This is a genomic window from Bifidobacterium sp. W8112 (genome assembly GCF_016101425.1).
GTDB lineage: Bacteria > Actinomycetota > Actinomycetes > Actinomycetales > Bifidobacteriaceae > Bombiscardovia > Bombiscardovia apousia.
In genome coordinates, this window is record NZ_JACFQN010000001.1 from 307,208 (window position 1) to 325,967 (window position 18,760).

The 18,760-nt window shown below is 58.5% G+C and carries 15 protein-coding genes and 1 riboswitch; of the genes, 4 read left to right on the forward strand and 11 right to left on the reverse strand.

Translation table 11 applies throughout. The features are described from left to right. Window positions 1-15: 15 nt before the first annotated feature. From H3T92_RS01210 to ppgK, 4 genes are all read right to left on the reverse strand, one after another. Entirely contained in the window at window positions 16-2,253 is a 2,238-nt protein-coding gene (locus H3T92_RS01210; protein ID WP_144085776.1) for an exo-alpha-(1->6)-L-arabinopyranosidase, read from the reverse strand. Window positions 2,254-2,324: 71 nt separating this feature from the next. After that, window positions 2,325-3,701, reverse strand: a complete 1,377-nt coding sequence (locus H3T92_RS01215; protein ID WP_101432570.1) for an MFS transporter — start codon at window positions 3,699-3,701, stop codon at window positions 2,325-2,327. A gap of 131 nt (window positions 3,702-3,832) precedes the next feature. Beyond that, window positions 3,833-5,014, reverse strand: coding sequence for a pyridoxal phosphate-dependent aminotransferase (locus tag H3T92_RS01220; RefSeq protein ID WP_144085775.1), 1,182 nt, complete (start codon window positions 5,012-5,014; stop codon window positions 3,833-3,835). A gap of 75 nt (window positions 5,015-5,089) precedes the next feature. After that, on the reverse strand, window positions 5,090-5,860 hold the full coding sequence (gene ppgK / locus H3T92_RS01225; protein ID WP_144085774.1) for a polyphosphate--glucose phosphotransferase: 771 nt from the start codon (window positions 5,858-5,860) through the stop codon (window positions 5,090-5,092). Between the two features lie 168 nt (window positions 5,861-6,028). On the opposite strand from ppgK, the gene H3T92_RS01230 reads away from it, so the two are divergent. Together H3T92_RS01230 and H3T92_RS01235 are read left to right on the forward strand one after the other, a co-directional pair. Beyond that, complete coding sequence (locus tag H3T92_RS01230) at window positions 6,029-6,808, forward strand: nitroreductase family protein (RefSeq protein ID WP_144085773.1); 780 nt, start codon at window positions 6,029-6,031, stop codon at window positions 6,806-6,808. A 52-nt stretch (window positions 6,809-6,860) separates the two neighbouring features. After that, window positions 6,861-7,634, forward strand: coding sequence for a histidine phosphatase family protein (locus tag H3T92_RS01235; protein WP_144085772.1), 774 nt, complete (start codon window positions 6,861-6,863; stop codon window positions 7,632-7,634). A 12-nt stretch (window positions 7,635-7,646) separates the two neighbouring features. Here the strand turns inward: H3T92_RS01235 and H3T92_RS01240 are convergent, their stop codons facing one another. The 7 genes from H3T92_RS01240 to H3T92_RS01270 form a co-directional block, all read right to left on the reverse strand. Next, entirely contained in the window at window positions 7,647-8,672 is a 1,026-nt protein-coding gene (locus H3T92_RS01240) for a glycosyltransferase (RefSeq protein ID WP_442859984.1), read from the reverse strand. Window positions 8,673-8,733: 61 nt separating this feature from the next. Then, window positions 8,734-10,650 carry an FtsX-like permease family protein gene (locus H3T92_RS01245; protein ID WP_198189260.1) on the reverse strand — a complete coding sequence of 639 codons (1,917 nt, stop codon included), beginning with the start codon at window positions 10,648-10,650 and terminating at the stop codon, window positions 8,734-8,736. Window positions 10,651-10,790: 140 nt separating this feature from the next. Continuing rightward, window positions 10,791-11,543 (reverse strand): ABC transporter ATP-binding protein, encoded by a 753-nt coding sequence (locus H3T92_RS01250; protein ID WP_332460454.1) that lies wholly within the window; start codon window positions 11,541-11,543, stop codon window positions 10,791-10,793. Next, on the reverse strand, window positions 11,521-12,654 hold the full coding sequence (locus H3T92_RS01255) for a hypothetical protein (protein WP_186279416.1): 1,134 nt from the start codon (window positions 12,652-12,654) through the stop codon (window positions 11,521-11,523). The genes H3T92_RS01250 and H3T92_RS01255 overlap by 23 nt, the downstream gene beginning before the upstream one ends. 154 nt (window positions 12,655-12,808) lie before the next feature. Next, a complete protein-coding gene (locus H3T92_RS01260; protein WP_260804466.1) occupies window positions 12,809-13,666 on the reverse strand; it encodes an ABC transporter ATP-binding protein in 858 nt (285 codons plus the stop codon). A 34-nt stretch (window positions 13,667-13,700) separates the two neighbouring features. Then, window positions 13,701-14,564, reverse strand: coding sequence for a hypothetical protein (locus tag H3T92_RS01265; RefSeq protein WP_144085767.1), 864 nt, complete (start codon window positions 14,562-14,564; stop codon window positions 13,701-13,703). Beyond that, window positions 14,551-15,201 (reverse strand): RNA polymerase sigma factor, encoded by a 651-nt coding sequence (locus H3T92_RS01270; RefSeq protein WP_186279415.1) that lies wholly within the window; start codon window positions 15,199-15,201, stop codon window positions 14,551-14,553. Before H3T92_RS01270 ends, H3T92_RS01265 begins: the two co-directional genes overlap by 14 nt. 165 nt (window positions 15,202-15,366) lie before the next feature. Next, a riboswitch (FMN riboswitch) is annotated at window positions 15,367-15,501 on the forward strand. On the opposite strand from H3T92_RS01270, the gene H3T92_RS01275 reads away from it, so the two are divergent. Together H3T92_RS01275 and H3T92_RS01280 are read left to right on the forward strand one after the other, a co-directional pair. Further along, on the forward strand, window positions 15,486-16,112 hold the full coding sequence (locus H3T92_RS01275) for an ECF transporter S component (RefSeq protein ID WP_045924627.1): 627 nt from the start codon (window positions 15,486-15,488) through the stop codon (window positions 16,110-16,112). It overlaps the preceding riboswitch by 16 nt. 33 nt (window positions 16,113-16,145) lie before the next feature. Continuing rightward, window positions 16,146-18,578: an energy-coupling factor transporter ATPase gene (locus H3T92_RS01280; protein ID WP_144085765.1), complete on the forward strand. Its 2,433-nt coding sequence runs from the start codon at window positions 16,146-16,148 to the stop codon at window positions 18,576-18,578. The last annotated feature ends 182 nt before the right edge of the window (window positions 18,579-18,760 follow it).

Consider the following 18,760-nt stretch of genomic DNA (forward strand, 5'->3'; position numbering starts at 1 on the left):
CAGCAGACCTCGGTGTCAGGAGTCCAGACCCTGTTGCTTGAGTGCCTGGCGATACCGGTCGACCATGTCGGCCACGATGCCATTGCCATCGCCGCCCGACAGGGTGATGACCGAGGCCAGAGGCATGGTGTCGAAAAGCTGGGCCGTATTGGGATCGTCGGGCAGCGGTATGCCATCCTGCTCGACACGGTCACGCAGGATGGGCCCGCCGATCGAATTCTCACGCCACTCGGCCATGGTCGATTCGGCATTCAACGGAATGAACCTGCCGTCGCCGTCCACCTGCAGGTCCTGCTCCGCAACCAGATCGCGGCTGGAGGTACCCACCTGGATACGGTAGGTGCCCGCCTCCACATGCCAGGTATCCATGGCTGTGGACCAGTAGGCGAAGTCGCGTTCAGTCAGGTCCATGCTCACTCGGCGGGACTGCCCGGCCTTCAGGAAGACCTTGGCGAAGGCCTTGAGCTCATGGCTGGGCCGGTTCACCCGGCTGGCGCAGGGGGCCACATAGACCTGCACGGTCTGAGCGCCGTCCACCTGCGAGGTGTTGGTCACCGTCACCTCCACCCGAGCCGAGTTGGCTCCGGTCTTGGTCACCGCAACCTGATCCAGGTCAAAGTCGGCATAGGACAGCCCGAACCCGAAGGGGAAGGCCACCGGACGCTGGAAGGTGTCATAGTAGCGGTAGCCCACGTAGACGCCCTCGCCATAGCGGGAGTGACCCTCCTCGCCGGGGAAGGAGGTGATAGTGGGGTTGTCCTCCAGCCGGACCGGGATGGTTTCAGGCAGATGGCCTGAGGGATTGGCGGCGCCGGTCAGCACATCCACCACGGCGCGTCCTCCCTCCTGGCCCAGCAGCCAGGTCTCCAGCAGACCCTTGGTCTTGTCCATCCAGTTGGCAACTGTCACCACGGCTCCATTGGAGAGGACGGCGACCACCCGGTCGTTGACCTCGGAGACAGCCTTGAGCAGAGCCACCTGCTTGTCGGGAAGATCCATGCTGGTGCGGTCGAAGCCTTCGGACTCGGCGTATTCAGGCAACCCCAGGAAGAGCACCACAGTGTCGGCTCCGCGCGCAGCCTCAAGCGCCTGCTGGGTCAGAGCGGGATCCTGCTCCTTGTCGTCCAGCGTGAACCCTGGCGCGAAGTCCACGTTCATACCGGCCTCCTTGAAGCCATCCAGCGCTGAGGAGACCTCGGTCGGTGTGATGTGCGAGGAACCACCGCCCTGGTAGCGCGGAGTCCGGGCGAATTCGCCGATGACAGCGACCTTCTTCTTCGGATCAAGCGGCAGGATCCGATCCTCGTTGCGCAGCAGCACGATGGACTCCTGGGCCGCGCGACGGGCCACGTTGTTGTGCTCCTGGACGTCGTAGCGATACTCCTGCTGGGACATGGCCGGACGGGCCTTGTCGATCAGGTCCAGGATCCCCTGGGCCATCCGGTCCAGCTGTTCCTTGTCCAAGTTGCCAGCCTGCACGGCCTGGACCACCTGGTCGTCAGTGCGGGAGGGCGGCATCTCCAGATTGAGCCCGGCCTGCAGGGCGTTGACCCTGTTGTGGACGGCACCCCAGTCGGACATGACCATGCCCTGGTAGCCCCACTCCCCGCGCAGCACGTCCGTCAGCAGCCAGCGATTCTCCGAGCTGAAGACCCCGTTGATCTTGTTGTAGGCGCACATGATGGTCCAGGGCTTGGCCTTCCTGACCACGTATTCGAAGGCCGGCAGGTAGATCTCGCGCAGGGTGCGTGCGTCGACGTCAGAGCTGACCCTGAGCCGGTCGGTCTCCTGGTTGTTGGCTGCGAAGTGCTTCAGAGAGGTTCCCACGCCCTTGGATTGAACCCCTTCGACCATACCTGCGGCTTCATGCCCAGCCAGGACCGGGTCCTCTGAGTAAAACTCGAAGTTGCGGCCGCCCAGCGGGCTGCGCTTGATGTTGATGCCGGGGCCCAGAATCACGGCGACCTTCTCCTGGATGCACTCTTCGCCCATGGCCTGGCCCACCTGGTAGGTCAGATCCGGGTTCCAGGAGGAGGCCAGCCCGGCGGTCGGAGGGAAGCAGGTGGCCGGAACCGAGCCGTAGACGTCGGAGCCAGTGGCCTTGCGCAGGCCGTAGGGGCCGTCGGTGATCATATAGCCTTCATAGCCCTTGTCGGGAAGCCCCTGCAGGTGCCAGGAGTCGGATCCCGAGGTCAGCGAGGCCTCCTCTTGCAGATCCAAATCCTTAGCTGTGGTATGCGATTCTTCAGTCATGTCTATTGTCCTTTCGGATTCGATTGCCCGGGCCGCCGCTCATCACAGGTCCGGATTACAGGTTTTCAGACTCACTTGACCTTACGGATCATCATGATAAAGAAGGTCCCCGCCAGCAGGCAGACGATGGCGACGGGGAAGATCATCCTGTAGCCGCCAAAGATGCCGATGACCAGAGTGGTGCACCCGGGAGCGATCACCTGACCTATGGTATTGGCCAGGTTGAGGATGCCCAGGTCCTTGCCGGCCTCCTTGGCATTCGGCAGCACATCGACATTCAACGCCTGATCCACTGACATGTAGCAGCCGTTGCCGATTCCAGCCAGGGCGGCATAAATGTACATGCCCGTTGCGGTCGGCATCAGGAAGGGGAAAACCATCCCGAGAGCAATGATCAGACAGCTGATGGCCACGATCACTTTCCGCTTCTGCAGGAAGTCCGAGAGGGGGCCTGAGACCACAGCGGCCAGGATGGTGGTGATTACCGAGAGCAGAGCCATGACCTTGAGTGTGGAGGCAGCCTGGTCATTGCTCAAATGGCAGTACTTCTGCAGAATGTAGAGCTGGTAGCCCTGGATCATGTAACAGCCGACGATGAAAGTGAACCTGCCTAGAAGCGCCATGTAGAAGTCCCGGCTGTTCTTGGTGGGCGGTATGAAGGACCGGCCGACATCAGCCCAGGTGCGCTCCACGACTGTGTTGGCTGCCGACTTCTCCCGGGGCCAGATCAGCACGGTGAGGATGCCCGAAAAGAGGAAGATGATCATGCCGACTACCAGGCCGGTGCGAATGTTGGTCAGAAACGAGCTGCCGATGATATTTCCCAGTTGCTGGCCGACCACCTGGCTGGCCCCATACAGTGCCGAATAGGTTCCCCTAGTCGATTCGGGAATCCTGTCTGAGAGGACCGCCACAGCCGGGGCTATCAGGCAGTTGATGCCCACCTGGACGATGCACCAGCCAAAGATGATCATGAAAAGGGTATGCGACTGGATGATCATCAGAAAACCGAGGGCACCTATGATACCGCCCAGCACGATCCAGGGGGTGCGCTTGCCGACGCGGAACCTGGACATATCCGAGAGAGCGCCGAAAACAACGTTGGCTACCAAGGCGAATACGCAGCCAATCGAATTCATCGTCCCTAGGGCCGCTTCGGCGCTGACCCCGTGCAGGGTATTGAAGATCTGAGGCAGAAGAACCCCCGAACCCATGGAAAAGGGCGCGGCCCAGAGCAGGGATACCAGGGCGAACCCGATGGCGAAACGAACCTTCTCCATGCTGTTGAGCCTTCTGCCCGTATCCGGAGCCAGGCTCGCATCCATGCCTTGGCCTGCGACGGCACCTCCGGTTTCATCTGCAGAGGCCATGGCTTTGATGTCCTCCCCGATTCGAGGGCCAACCCCATCGGCCGAGTCTCCCCTTCGATCCTTATTTCCGTTCCCCATCGTTACTGCTCCTTTGTGTGCAACCTTGCAATCAGTGGCTCATCATTGAGCCCCACCAATCTCCCCCTTCCATGACGGGTGATCATTCCGCACTTATTATCGGAGCAAACTAGGCAAGAGGAGGGTTTTCATCACAGCATTTTTTCGATAGCTGAGACGACTGAGTCAACATTTCGGCGGAATTCCAAGGTTTCCGGTAGGAGTGACAGGGCCAGGTATCCGTTGCCTGGCATGTCGAAAAAGTATCCGGGCTGACCAGTCAACCTGTAGGATCCGATCAGACGGAGAATCAGTTCCTCCTCGTCAATGACCTCGGGGAAGCGCAACAGAACGTTCCAGCCTCCCTCGGGCCTGAGCAGGGAGACACAGGACTCCTTTTGGACCAATAGCTGTCTGAGGGTTTCAAGATTGCCCCTGACACGCTCCCCCACTCGGCTGGTTTGACTGGGAATACTTGCCAGCATGGATTCCATGTCCCTGGTGATCAGAAGACTCATGGGCAGGTAATCGTCGGCTATCAGGTCAAGATGGCGCTTGGCCTGGGCAACCTGATCGGCTGGCCCGGAAACCTGGATCCAGCCCACCTTGGCGTGGGGAGCTGCCAGGCTCTTCGAAAACCCGTCCAGGGCAAAGGTCAGCACCTGCTCCTCACCGGCCAGCCGGGCACGACCCGGCAGAGGGTCCAGAGGGTAGTCGAAGAAGACCTCGTCCGCTATGATGGCCACCCCATGCCGCTGACAGAGTTCCAGCAGTGACTGGCGTTCTTCAAGATGAATGTAGGAACCGGTGGGGTTGTTGGGGTTGATAAGGACCAAGGCACGGATACGGTCGCCCTCAGATCCTTCCAAGGCCTGCCTGACTGTGGCCAAGTCAAGAACCCAGGATCCGTCGTAGGACAGACGGTAGGGGATAGTTCGGACGCATTCCAGACCGGCGATGGATTCAATCAGGGGATATCCGGGCCTGGGCTCCAGAATGGCATCACCCGGGTCGCAGAGGAGCTTCATCAGCCAGGAATAAGCCTCGGATGTCGATGAGAGCAGGTAGAGGTCATCAGGACTGACCACTCTACCGCCCGCGCTCTGACCCAATTCTTGATGCCTGGTCAGAAACTCAGCCAGGGCTTGACGGGCCTTACGAGGCCCCCTGGGTTCAGCCTCATAGACTTGTGGCAGGAATGACGGGGCCAGCCCGAAGCGGGTTGGGTTGGAATCATTCAGCCTGCCCAGCTTGAGGCCATGAGCTCGGGCTTCCGACTCGGCCAGAGCAATGCGATTGGGGCGGTCAGACCCTGTACGGTGAGAAAAATGCACGATTTCTCAGCTCCTCATCCGATCCAGCGATAGCCAGAACGCCCCAAACAGGTTGGTCGCAGGAAAAGCCCCGCTTCACCCCAGGTGCTTCTGCCGAAGATCAGCCAGATAGGCGGCGCCTACGATGCCGGCCTGGTTGCGCAGCTTGGCAGCTACGATGGGGGTCTTGATGTCGATGTGGGGCAGGAACTTCTCGCTCATCCGGCTGACACCGCCGCCGACGACGAAGAAGTCAGGGTTGAAGTAGTGCTCAAGCAGGCGGTAGTACTTGGTCAGACGATTGGCCCACTTCTTGTAGCTCAGCTTCTTGCGGTCACGCACCGATGAGGCTGCGTACTTCTCTGCGTCCTTGCCGTCCAGCGTCAGGTGGCCCAGCTCGCTGTTGGGAATCAGCACGCCGTTATAAATCAGCGCCGTGCCGATTCCGGTGCCCAATGTGGTGGCGATAACCAGACCCTTCTGGCCCTTGGCCGCCCCGTACTGCACCTCGGCGAGACCGGCCGCATCCGCGTCGTTGACAACGCTGACGGGCCTGCCGCAGGCCTTGGAAAGAACCTCTTGGACATTGGTACCCACCCAGGCCTGGTCCAAGTTGGCCATGAAATCCAGCGGCTTGTCAGGCTTGACAGGGGCCGGGAAGGCGATGCCCACAGGCACGTCCGAGGAAACTTCGAAGCGGTCCAGGAGCTCCTTGACGACAATCCCCACAGCCTCAGGCGTGGAGTGCTCGGGAGTGAGAATTTTCTTGCGAGGCTCTGCAAAATCTCCGATCGTCAGGTCAACAGGGGCAGCCTTGATGCCGGATCCACCAATATCCACTCCGAAAGCCTGCGCTGTTTCAATCATTGCTGCTCCTTAGCTGATCAAAGATGAGGGTCCGAACCGGCACGGTAGCGATTGTACCCCAAGGCATGCCTCTGCAGCCCTGGGAGCGGCATAAGCCAACCCAGGGCAGTCTCGCTGGCCGTGTGCTGCAGACTGCAGGAAGAAGGATTGGGTGGGATAATTGAAGTTATGACCGAACATACACAGCTCATCGACGCAGTCAACGTGCGCATCACCACTAGAGAATATGACCCCAAGCCCATCGATCCCGACCTGGCCAGGCAGCTGGGCAGCACCCTGAACGCTCTGAACACGTTGAGCGGTCTGGACATGCAGCTGGTCCTGGGCAAGCCCGACGCCTTCGCGGCCGACAACGCCTCCGGCCATCTGGCCAATGCGGCCAACTACCTGGCACTGGTCGGACCCAAGGACGATCAGGAGAGCCTGGAGAAAGCCGGCTTCTATGGCGAGCGCATGGTCCTTGCCGCCACCCTGTACGGACTGGGGACAGGATGGGTGTCGGGCAGCTGGGACCGTCAGGCAGCCGAGCGCCACTGCCGGATCACCCCCAGCCAGTCGCTCTACCTGGTGGTCACCATCGGCTATCCGGCCGACCAGATCGGCTACGGCAACCAGGACTTCGCCATGCTTTGCCAACGTCAAGCCGAACATCGAACATCCAAGAGCTATGAGGAACTGACTTCAGCCATGAGCACGCAGGACCGCCAGGATGCGCCGGAATGGTTCAAGGCCGGCGTTGCAGCCGCCGCCAAGGCACCTTCGGCCATGAACGGACAGCCAGTGGTTTTCGCCTGGGACAAGGACTCGGGCGATGCGATCGCCACTCTGGATCCCTCGGTCGCCTACGGATCCGCAGTCGATCTGGGCATAGCCAAAATGAACTTCCAGGTTGGCGCCAGCGGCGGCACATGGACCTGGGGCAACGGAGGCCGTTTCATCAGGTCCTGACCATGGATGTGCCATAGTGCTCCGGCAAGGGGGCCGTGTAGGGTGATGAACTATGAACAATGGAGCATCATCATCACAATCCGCCGCCGAACCGAGCACTGAAGCAGGTTCGACAACCCTGTACCTGACCCGTCACGGCAGAACCACGGCCAATGTCATGCATCTGATGCAGGGCTGGTCAGATTTCCCCCTGACCAAGCAAGGCCGCGAGGACGTGCGCCAGTTCGGCCGAGGCCTGCGGCCCATTCGTTTCCGGGCGGCCTGGAGCGGCAATCTGAGTCGTCAGTATGAAACGGCCCGCCTGGCCCTTGACATGTCAGGCAACGGGGACCTGCCCGTGGGTGTGGACCCCGACCTGCGTGAGGATAATTTCGGCAGTTTCGAGGGCCGGGACGAGCGCACCACTCTGGATCAGGTCTGCGCCGCCATGGGTTTTAAGGACTTCGTTACGGCCAAGGCAACCTACGGCAGGAGCATCTCCGTCCATATGCAGGACACCTTCCACCGGCTGGATGCCCAGGACGTCCTTTCCGCCGGACTTAAGGAACAGGATCGGGCTGAGACCACCGCCCAGGTCCGCAACAGAATGATCGCGGTGCTGACGCGCATCGCCCAGTCTGCCATCGAAGAAGGTGGCGGGCCTGTCCTGGTTGTTTCCTCGGGCATGTGCCTGCAACAGTTCCTGGTGGCCATCGATGACCACTGCCCCATCCCTGATATGGACAACACCGCTGTCACCAAGGTCGTCTACCAGGATGACGGTTTCCATCTGGCAGGGCCCATCGGTTCCATGGAGTACTTCCAGGCAGGAAGTCAGGAAAAGTAGCAGGCAAAACTTTCAGGCGCCCTGTATTTCCCCGGCTGGTTGGCCCTTGAGGGGCTCCATGGGCCTCCAGTCGGGATCATGCAATATCTGGCGCGAATCCACCCATCCCTTCAGGATGGCAGGAATACCAGTCATGATGTGACTGCGATCAACAGCCAGAAGGCGGATGATTTCCTTGAGAGCTGTAGCCAGGGTCCCTAGGGCGAAAGCCAGAGGCCGATAGTCCCCATGAACCATGAAATACCTGGCCATAAAGCCCCTGTTGCGCATGATGTGGTAACGATTCATATCCGAGGTGGAATTGAGCTGGCGCACCCCGGCAATGTTCCAATTGGCGATGTTACGAGTCCGACGCATGACTACATCGGAGACGACCACAGGCTGTGTGACCTTGGATGCCAAATACCCATAGATGGTGTCATCCCAATAGATAAAGAAGCGCGGGTCAGGCAGACCGATTTGCTCCACAACCTGCCGGGAGAAGAACCCTCCTTCAAAGCACATGGTGTTCATGGGACGACAGCCCGATGGACCGAACTCCCCCGGTGCTATCGGGTCTGGAATGCCCAAGGCGGTAAGAAAATGATACTGCCAATAGAAGGGGCCGCCATCATAATCCAGCCGGGAACCCTGCACCACCTGATAGCGTTCACTCCACTTAGCCAGCAAATCAAGTCCTTCAGGCTCCACGGCAACGTCATCATCCATGACCCAGAACCATTTGGCGCCCAGCTCGTATGCTTTCCCAACCCCGGCGGAGAAGCCTCCCGCGCCGCCGCCATTGTGGTCCTGCGGCAGATACACGACACGATCCTGATTGCCGGAGCCGTCGATGATCGTCCTGCCCCAACGTCCTGTCACACGTTCAGAAAACTGCTCGACCATGGTTCGCGTGTCTGCCGAATTCTCGTTATCCACCACCACGATCCGCCAGGGGGCCTGGGTGAGCTGGAGGATGGAGTCGAACAGGCCTGTCAGCAATTCCTGACGCTTATAGGTTACGACGACCATAGCCGCCTTATTCAAGGTCTTTCCCATGCTCTCCATTGTGACACCGCCCCGCAACTTTGCTTACTGAAGCAAAATCCTCCTAGTAAGTTCAGCCTTCTTCCGCCTTCCTGGATCGCAGGCTGCACACCCAGGATGTGAACACCGCCACCAGCAGCAGAACCACAGTCACCAGAAGGAACCGGCCGACGGGCACAGGGGTCAGAGCCATAGACATGCCAGCCTGGACAAAACTCAAGGCAATACAGCCCTCGACAATGGCGATCCCCAGCAGCGCCATCACTGCACCGCCGGCCACATCGGTCAGTGTCTCCATCACTCCCGACCAGGCTATTGACCTCCAGGCCACCCCGATCTGATTGAGCCGCTGGTTCTGCCGCTTGCGCTCCCAAGCCGAAATGGCGATGGACTGCATCATGAAAATTAGGGCAAGAACGGTCCCGCCGACGATCATGACCGTCATGGCCGTCTGCCCGGACAGGCCTCGTTGAATGAAGTCATCTATATACTCCTGCCTGGTCTGCACCGCGAAATCGCCCTGAAGGCCACTCTTCAGACGGGAGGTAATCCCGTGCGCATCTGTTGGATTGACAGCCGATATGGGAATGATCGTATGTGCGTCTTCACCCAATTGAGGCAGGTCATCCTCCGCCGTCAGAAACAGAGGATAGTTATTGCCTGCAGATAGTTCTGGAATGCCCTCAGGCGACTGAACAAGGGCAACGACCCGCACCTCATGTGGTTGATCATGGCGATCAAGAAGACGAACGGTGTCGCCTATGGAATAGGAGGAATCCTGATTCACAGCGACGCGGTCTGAACCGAGATCAGACGAATTCCCTTGGACAAAGGAGAAATGAATGCTCGGCGAACTCTGAACTTTCTGACCCTGCAATTGCTCGGCAGGTTCCCATACCACCGTTGCCGTCTGGCCCGGTGATCCTTCCATAGCCCATTGCTGAGTCTGGTAGGTAACAAAGTCTCGAACCTCAGGCATCCCACCGATCAGATCGGATGGGTTGCGGTTTTGGGCATCCGAATCAAGGGAAGTAGCCATAACATCGGCCTTCAGCGGATATAGGCTCAGAACCGCCCCTCCGATGGAGCCAGCCTGCATGGCTGCCACAAGGGAAATGACGATGGTCAGGATCATCATGGCGGGGAGGGCTATAGCGGTTGAGCCTGCGCTCTCCTTTCGAGCACGCTGCAGGGCCAGAAGACCTGGCCCCCCGGCCACCTTCGCCGGGATCAGACCAATGACTGACACAGTCAGGACAACCAGGATCGGAGCCGCCAAATAGACCGTAGTGATGACAAGAATGACCTCGAGCATAATACGCAGGTCCAGGGTCATAGAAGGCAGTGGGGCGAACCCGACCACCAAGGTCAGGATCAGGAAGACCAGGGCTGCCGAAGAACGAATCCATCCGATCCGCTTGGTTTTGTCACTGGTCTCCGTCATGAGCTGGAGCGGAGCTGCCCCGCCCACCTTGCGCATAGCCATCCATACTCCCAACAGGCAGGCGACCATCATCACGATGAAGGTGACAACTGCAATGGAAGGTCGAATCCGCGGTGTGAAAACCATGCCACTGTCGCTGAACTCGGCAGAGCGCGCGTAAAACCGTCCAACTGGTATGGTCAGGAGAGATCCGACCAGGCAGCCAATGAGATTCGAGAGGGCCAGGGGGATCGAGAATTCCAAGATACCTATGATCAGGATTCTCCTGCGTGAGGCTCCGTTCAACCGCATCATTGCATACTCGCGTCGGCGTTCATGAATCAGAAAAGTGACCGACGAGAGGACCAAAAAGACCGACACCAGCAGGCAGCAAGCCAGCGCCGGAATAGTGACCATAGAGAGATTTGAATAAGGTACCTTGGCTTGGAGACGCTGGTAGGTGTTCAACCTATTCAGATCGCCGATATTGTCAAAGGACTTTCCCGCTTGGTAGACCTGCATGGTCGAAGTGGTCAGCAGGGATGCCAGGAAGGTGGATAGACCCATGACCGCGTACGATGCTCGATGCTTCCTGATCAGGGACAAGACCAAGGAGAACAGGGTCGGTCGACTGATCGAGGAGAATGCATGCAGGGAATCCCGTCCGGGAACTTCTCCTCTTCCTGCTTGGCCTTTACCCGCATGCATCATCGTCCTACCCCCTGGCCGACCTGAGTCATGCTGGTCAGGTGAGTGGACAGCTGCTCGGCCGTATATCCTTGGCATATCGAATGCACTGTGCCGTCCACCAAGAAGACCGTGCGCTGCGCCCAGGCCGCCACATTGGGGTCATGGGTCACCATGAGCACGGTCCGTCCGCTCTCCACCAAGGTCGAAAGGGCATCCAGAACCATTTCCGAGCTGCGCGTATCCAGTGCCCCGGTGGGCTCGTCCGCGAAAATCATATCTGGCTGGGCGGCCAGCGCTCTGGCAATGGCCACGCGTTGCCTTTGACCGCCAGATATGTCAGACGGATATTGCTGCGCATACCCATCTAGACCCAAAATCTTCAAGGCCTGCAGCGATTGGACGACACCAACTTTGGGACCGCCGAAGAGCTGGGGCAGCATGACGTTCTGCAAGCAGGTGAAGGCCTCGACCAGGTTGTAATCCTGAAAAACGAAACCGATATGGTCGCGGCGCATCCTGGTTAGGGCGGACTCCTTCATCCTGGCTATGTTCTGGCCGGCTATCTCGACCGATCCCTGCTGTACTGGCAAGAGCCCTGAGGCGCAATAAAGCAAGGTGGTTTTCCCCGCTCCGGAAGGACCCATAACTGCGGTCCAAGATCCTGTCGAGCATTCCAGGCCGACTTGGTCTATTCCAGCTTCACCAGCCTTGTAATGGAAGGACACCCCCTCCATTTTCAGTGGCAGTTCATTCATTGATCTTCCTTTCATTCAGATCACCTAGGCAACAAAGCTTTCTGGCCGACCACCAGCAAAGACAAAGGGTCAAAACCAGCAGTCCCAGGATTAGGTAGAGCTCAATGCCGGGCAATGGCACAATCCGAGTCACCACACTGCCAATACAGCATGGATCCACGAGAAGCCAGACGACAAAGACATGAACGGCCAGCAACACCACCGGAACTGCAAGCAAGACCAAGCGGGTGTAGGTCCTGCAGTGCATGGAAATCCAGAGAACCAAGAGAAAAACAAGAAAGGCGGACCCCAGGCAGAGCAATACGAACACAGCCAGATACTCCCCCAAGGACCAGGTGAACCAAGGCAATGCATGTACATCAAAAACCGGAAGATCCTGCAAACCCGCGATCTTGGGCACCCACATCAGGAATGATCCCGCTGCCACCATGAGCATCATCAGCAGGCCCGCACAGACCATGGCGAACACCTGCAGCCCAGGCAAGAAGCGTCCGGTCCTCGTCGTCAACTGCGTCTGCCGGACCCCATGGACCTGGTCTTTAACAAGGCGTGGGGCCACGACAACCAAGGCTGCCAGAAGCGGGACCAGATAGACTGAAAGTCTGAAGTTGCTCTGAGTGTAGTCCAGTAATTCAGGAGCGGCCAGGCCCATACCCGCCCTGCACTGTCCACTTAAGATGTCAAGCCGCTTCGTCACCGATTCAGGCAGTTCGATGCCATTACTACCGCCCTTACGCAACTGTTTCTCGGCTCTTGCGGTCAGGGCTTCCCGGTTGCATCCACGATAGGCATCCATGACATCATGGCAATGAGCAAGCCGACGATAGCTAGGCAAGGCATTGATGCGGCCGGTCAGTTTGCCCCGGTCTGTATTCAGTACTGAAGGATTTGTCCAGCGCGAGCTCTCGACCGAATCGACCAGGTCCCTGGCCGACTGATAATTCTTGACGCCCAGTTGAACAGCCTGAGGACCAAGTGCCATCAGATCTTTGGATACCACCGGTTCAAGTCTGTCAGCCTCACGCTTGAATCCAGCAATGGTGGACTGACTGACATACGGTCCGTAGCTAGCTAGGTCATGATGGGCTTCGTCAGTGGGAATTTGGTCATACATAGCTAGATTCATACAGAAAACGAATCCAAGAGACAGACTGAGCACCACCCAAAAAGAGGTACCCAGAAGGTGCCGCATTTCGTTCCTGACTACCGTCCATCTCATTGAAGACATCCCTAGCAAGAAATAAGATTGCGAGCCCGATTCGGCGGGGTATGCTGCATCGCTACTCCTCGTCCCCGTAGATCACCAGGAAGGCATCCTCCAAGTTGGCAGGAACAGCCTGGCCCTGGGACGGCGGCTCAGGTGAGTAAATTCTGAGCCGGGTCGCATCCCCATCCAGCTCGTCCTCAAGGAGCAGCTGCCCCTGCCCTAAGCGATAATCCGCAGGAACCAGGAATATTTTGCCTTCCAGCCAGCGGCTTATCTGCCTTGGGGACTGGTTGCAGCAGATCTGCCCATCCTTGAGCATGATGACCCGGTCGGCGATGGTCTCCAGGTCAGAGACGATATGAGTGGACAGGATAACGATCCGGTCGCGCGAAAGAGCATGGACCAGGTTGCGGAAGCGGACACGTTCCCGTGGATCCAAACCAGCGGTCGGCTCGTCCAAAATCATCAGTTCCGGGTCGTTGATCATGGCCTGTGCCAGCCCCACGCGCTGAATCATGCCCCCAGAGAGCGTCTTCATCTTCTGCTTACCCTGGTCTTTAAGCCCCACGGTCTTCAGGAGATCTTTCGCCAGGGGCTTGGCCCGTTTCCGGCCGATTCCCTGAAGGGCTGCTATGTACATCAAAAAATCTTCAGCGCTGTAGTCTGGGTAATAGCCGAATTTTTGAGGCAGATACCCCAAGAGGCCGCGATAGTCCTCGTCCATAACCATGATGTCCTGCCCGTTCCAAGTGATGTTTCCCGAATCCAGGCGGATCAGGGTAGCGATCATTTGGATCAGCGTGGTCTTGCCTGCTCCGTTGGGTGCCAGGAGCCCATGGACACCGGTTCCAATAGAAAGGCTCAGATCGTTGATAACCCGCTTGTTCCTGAAGCTCTTTGACACATGGTCCAAGTGCAGCACGAAACTCACCGTCCTTTCACGCTAAACATGTAAGATTCCGCCCTCATGCCGTCGCCGGTCTTTTCATATGCCATACCCACCTTGGCAGAGGTGACCCTACGCAGCGTCCATGCAGAACAAGCAGGAAGACCGCCAGAAGAACAAGGCCCGTCGCCAGGCTCAAGGCCGGCGGAATGGAGACAAGGATGGGGGCGGTGGCGAATCGAGTCAGATAAAGCATCATGCCGAGCACAATCCAGAGTCCGAGAACCAGATAGATGGACAGTTCTCCATGCATATGCTCCTCCACCCAGATCTGTGCCAGGGAAAAGAGAAAGAGGGAGGAGAAGCTGATCCCCAGAAGGGTCATGGTGGACAGCCCCGGATTGGTCGTCCGCGCCAGCAAGACCGTAGCCAAGGATGAAATCATCATGCTGACCATGCCGAACAGAAGCATCCTGACTGCGGCTATCTGACGGAATGACCACCTGCAGGTTCTGATCAGATTCAGGGTATTCAGATTCCGTTCCTTGAGCACTACCAAAAGGTGCACCACCAGGAAAAGAGCAGGCGAGCAGACGAATATGGGGACAACCAGACCGAAGATTCTATCGACTCTGCTGGGCCAAGCAGTCTTCACGAAGGAACCAAAGACGGTCGCCCAAACTGCCACCGTCAGAATCAAGCCGATAAAGACGCAGTCCCAGAGGCCAAAGAGCAGATTTCTCAGGCCTAGGGAACGAACCATGGCTACAAGGGTCCAGATCAGCCCAGGACGTCTTCCCATCCCTTTGCGGACAATCGTTTTTATGGTTCGCTCGCGCATCCGGGAACTGCCGATTGGCGATTCAGCAAAATCATCGCGCTCAAGGTCGCTACCCTGAAGAGCCGCCAGAACGGGACGGATATCAGGTTCAGACCGATTCATGATCAAACTCCTTCCTCAAATTGTCCAAAAGTCGGTAATACCGAGCCTTGACCGTGTTTTCAGGCTCTCCGCAGGCCTCGGCAATCTGCGCGAACCCATAGCCGGCATACAGATGGAGACGCAAAACTTCCTGCGCCGGGACCGGGGCTTGTGAAATCTTGTCTTCAATCCGACCAACTAGGTCGTCCTTGAAGGTCTGGTCGGCGGGGTCGTCATGTTGATCGTGGCCGGATGCCACAAATACTTGTGCCTCCTGCCGCTGCCGTCTGCGACGGATACGCCAGTAGTCAATAACCTTGTAGGTTGCGATGCGGTGGATCCAGGTACGGAAGCTGGACTTGTGCGAATCGTAGCTGCCCAAAGACCGCAGAATGGCAACAAAGGCATCCTGGGCAAGGTTCAGCGACTCCTCCTTATCGCCTACTTGAGCTCGGATGTAGGCCAGGATGTCGTCGTAGTACTTGCGAACTAGGTCATCGGCTGCGCGAAAGGATCTAGTTGACAGTATGTTTCTGATCCATTCCAGGTCCTCTGCCTGGGATTGGCCACCATCAGCGTCTCCGTCACTGGTTTGTCTGACCAAGGCCGGATGTATAGCTTCATCCGCAGGCAGCAGATGGTCACCCATCCTCGCCATGCTCCAGCCTCCTTGCAGCATTGTGAACTTTCGACAACCTCATATTCGTTGTGCAGGCTGCAATAGTTGCATGGAAGGCGGTTTTATTTCCTTCCTGGCGTGTCTAGAAATGCACTATCAGTGAGAAAGAATTGACCATTCCAAGGACCGCAGCTATATTGAAATCGTCAGTTTCAGGGAAGGTGAAAGTCCTTACTGGCGGTATCCGGCTGAATGCCGGGAGCCCGCGACCCGCGCAAGCGGTGGATATCGGTTCAAGTCCGAAGCCAACGGTTACAGTCCGGATGGAAGAAACGAGGCCCTCTATGAGCATGCCCAATTCTCATTCACACACCACTGCAAACAAGGACACGCGCTTCAACGATGTCCACTCCACAGGTGCAGGCGGTTCAGGACGCTGGTCGACCAAACGGATTGCGGTCTACGCACTCTTCGTAGCCTTGGCCATGGTTCTGAGCTTCTTCTCATTCCCGATCTTTCCTGCCGCTCCCTGGCTCAAATACGACCCCTCCGGCATCGTCGTCCTGGTATGCGGCTTCGCCTTCGGCCCTGCTGCTGCAGCAATCATCTCCATTCTGGGATTCGTCCCGCACCTGTTCACCAACCCCTTCGGTGCTCTGATCTCGATGATCGTGGCCCTGGCCCTGAGCGTGCCGGCAGCCTTGGTCTACCGCAGGATGCACAGCCGCAAGGGGGCGGTCATCGGGATTGTCTCCGGCGCCATTCTGGGTGTGATTGCAGCCATCCTATGCAACGTGGTGATCACCCCCTTCTACGCGCACATGTCCATGGCCAAGGTAGTCGCCATGATCGTGCCCATCCTCCTGCCCTTCAACCTGATGAAGTTCGCCATCCACGGCGTGGTCACCTTCCTGATCTACAAGCCCATCTCCACGCTGATCAACAAGTAGGCCACGGCGGTTCGGCACGTCATGGCAGCACCCATGACCCAATCCGCCGTCTTGGATTCAGCGGATTCGAAGACAACGGTCGCCCGGCTCAGCCAGGTCTCATTCTCCTATGACGGAGGCGAGACCTGGGCCTTGGACCACCTGTCCATGGAGGTGCATGCAGGCGAACATCTGTGCATCCTGGGAGCGAATGGCTCCGGCAAATCCACGCTGGGAAGCATTCTCTCGGGCGCGACGGCACCTGACCACGGCCAGGTCGAGCTTATGGGCCGAGCGGTCTGCTCCGACACCCAGGATCAGGGCCGCCAGATCGACGCTGAGGCTTACCGGCAGGCACGGCGGAGCATCGGTATGGTCTTTCAGAACCCTGAGGACCAGATCGTGACCACCGTCGTCCAGGACGATGTGGCTTTCGGACCCGAGAATCTGGGCCTGCCCCGCCAGAAGATGCTCTCCTGCGTGCCAGCGGCCCTGGAACAGGTCGACTTGCAGACGCGGATGAATGATGATCCCACCCTCATGTCGGGCGGACAGCAGCAACGACTGGCCCTGGCCGGCAGCCTGGCCATGAATCCAGGCATGATGGTGCTGGACGAGCCAGGTGCCATGCTCGATGCGGCCGGCCGACAGGAGATTCAATCAATCCTCTGTCGGCTGACAGCCCAGGGCACAGCTGTCGTCCACATCACCCACCTGCTCGAGCAAGCCAGACAGGCTGATCGGGTCCTGGTACTTGACCATGGGCGCATCGTGGCCTCCGGAAGACCTGATCAGATTCTGACCAGGCAGGATCTGCCTGCCCTTGTTGGCGAACCTGACCAGAATTCGCTGACCCGAAGCAGGGCATCGGATACGGGCGCAAAGACCGCAGTCGATGACCACGCTATCCCCATGGTCAAGTTCTCGGATGTCTCTTACAGCTTTCCTGACGCAGGCAGCAAAGCCCTCAGCCAGGTGAATCTGGAGCTCGCTGGAGGACATACCCTAGCCATTATTGGGCGCAACGGATCCGGCAAGTCAACTCTGGCCAGGCTCATCTGTGCCCTGGCAGATCCCGACAGCGGATCCATCCAGGTGGCCGGCCTGCCCCTGGCCGGATCCGACCGGCCCAAGGCCAAGCATCTGCGACGCCAGAATCTGAAGCTTCTGCGCCAAAGGGTCGGCTATGTCATGCAATACCCCGAACATCAGCTTTTTGCGGATACTGTTAGTCAGGACATCGCCTATGGTCCACACAACCTGGGCTATGGGCCCGAACAGGTGCAGCAGCGGGTGGATGATGCCATGAAGCTTCTGGGCATCGGTGATCTGGCCGACCGCTCCCCCTTCGACCTCTCGGGGGGTCAGCGGCGCCTGGTGGCCATCGCCGGCGTCGTAGCCTGCAGCCCACAACTGCTGGTTTTGGACGAGGTCACCGCCAGTCTCGACCCCCAGGCCTGCGCACGAATTATGGCATTGCTCCGAGTGCTCCATCAGCGCGGCGTCACCATCGTCATGAGCACCCACGCCGATCGCGAGGCCCTGGATCTGGCCGACCAGACCCTGCTCCTGGAGCATGGAGAAACGCTAGCCTATGGGCCTACTGCCGAAGTCGTGGAGCGCTACCATCAGCTGCTCGCCACAGATGCAGCGGAGAAGGAGGCTGCCGGCAAAGAAACTTCAGGCAGGAAAGCGGATCGCACCCAAGCCGACCAGAAACCCTTATCCTTGCTGGCGAGGCTGGACCCGCGAGCCAAGCTGGTGACCTTCCTTCTAGCCATGTTCACCGCTTTCGCCATTTCCACGCCTGCGCAGCTTGTTCTGGCGCTGGTGGTCACTGTAGGCCTCTTTGCCGCCGCCCGGGCACCACTGCATTCCATTATGAAATCAGTCAAGGGCTTTCTGGCCCTCATGCTTCTGCTGGCCCTGTTCAATCTCTTGGTCACTCAGACCGGCCGCAGACTGGCTGCCTGGGGTCCATTCGTGCTGACCACCGGCGGCATTTGGGTGGCTGTACTCTATGCCTGCCGCTTCATGCTGATCATCTTTCTGGGAGCGCTCCTGGTGGAGACCACCACCCCAACACAGATGACCGATGCTTGTGAATCCCTGCTGAGCCCACTGTCCAGGCTGGGCATCCACACCAATGAAATCGCCCTGGTCCTGTCACTGGCTCTGCGTTTCATCCCTACCCTAGGACGTGAGGTTCAGGCCATCGTGGAAGCCCAGGCAGCCCGTGGCGGATCCATCGAGTCCGGCTCGCTCTCGCAACGCCTGCATGCGGCCATGGCTATCACGGTTCCCGTCTTCGCCGGAGCCCTGCGCCACGCTGACAACCTGAGCCGGGCCTTGGATGCCCGGTGCTATGAGGGCAGCCGTCAACAGCGCACCCACTACCGCCTGCTGCAACTGGGCAGGATGGACATCCTGTTCATCGCTCTTATGGCTCTCTATCTGCTGGCCCTGCTGCTGCATCCCCTGTTCTGAGGGGTCCGGCTACGTCAAGCATTTAGGTTCCTTGTTCCTTCAAGGTCAACAAGGCCTTCTTCCACGCCTGGCCTGAGTTCTTCATCACGCAACTGCCTGAGTCGCCGGCCGTTTGGGGTAAACGAACCGTTATGCATGGAATGCTGACCTGGCAAACACTGATGTCAATTACCTGCCAATTC

What these genes read in the sequence shown, in the direction of transcription:
- H3T92_RS01210 (WP_144085776.1), bottom strand. Translation starts at nt 2,253, where the DNA reads ATGACTGAAGAATCGCATACCACAGCTAAGGATTTGGATCTGCAAGAG.
- H3T92_RS01215 (WP_101432570.1), bottom strand. Translation starts at nt 3,701, where the DNA reads ATGGGGAACGGAAATAAGGATCGAAGGGGAGACTCGGCCGATGGGGTT.
- ppgK (WP_144085774.1), bottom strand. Translation starts at nt 5,860, where the DNA reads ATGATTGAAACAGCGCAGGCTTTCGGAGTGGATATTGGTGGATCCGGC.
- H3T92_RS01230 (WP_144085773.1), top strand. Translation starts at nt 6,029, where the DNA reads ATGACCGAACATACACAGCTCATCGACGCAGTCAACGTGCGCATCACC.
- H3T92_RS01235 (WP_144085772.1), top strand. Translation starts at nt 6,861, where the DNA reads ATGAACAATGGAGCATCATCATCACAATCCGCCGCCGAACCGAGCACT.
- H3T92_RS01240 (WP_442859984.1), bottom strand. Translation starts at nt 8,672, where the DNA reads ATGGGAAAGACCTTGAATAAGGCGGCTATGGTCGTCGTAACCTATAAG.
- H3T92_RS01245 (WP_198189260.1), bottom strand. Translation starts at nt 10,650, where the DNA reads ATGGGTCTATCCACCTTCCTGGCATCCCTGCTGACCACTTCGACCATG.
- H3T92_RS01250 (WP_332460454.1), bottom strand. Translation starts at nt 11,543, where the DNA reads ATGAAAGGAAGATCAATGAATGAACTGCCACTGAAAATGGAGGGGGTG.
- H3T92_RS01255 (WP_186279416.1), bottom strand. Translation starts at nt 12,654, where the DNA reads ATGAATCTAGCTATGTATGACCAAATTCCCACTGACGAAGCCCATCAT.
- H3T92_RS01265 (WP_144085767.1), bottom strand. Translation starts at nt 14,564, where the DNA reads ATGAATCGGTCTGAACCTGATATCCGTCCCGTTCTGGCGGCTCTTCAG.
- H3T92_RS01270 (WP_186279415.1), bottom strand. Translation starts at nt 15,201, where the DNA reads ATGGCGAGGATGGGTGACCATCTGCTGCCTGCGGATGAAGCTATACAT.
- H3T92_RS01275 (WP_045924627.1), top strand. Translation starts at nt 15,486, where the DNA reads ATGGAAGAAACGAGGCCCTCTATGAGCATGCCCAATTCTCATTCACAC.
- H3T92_RS01280 (WP_144085765.1), top strand. Translation starts at nt 16,146, where the DNA reads ATGACCCAATCCGCCGTCTTGGATTCAGCGGATTCGAAGACAACGGTC.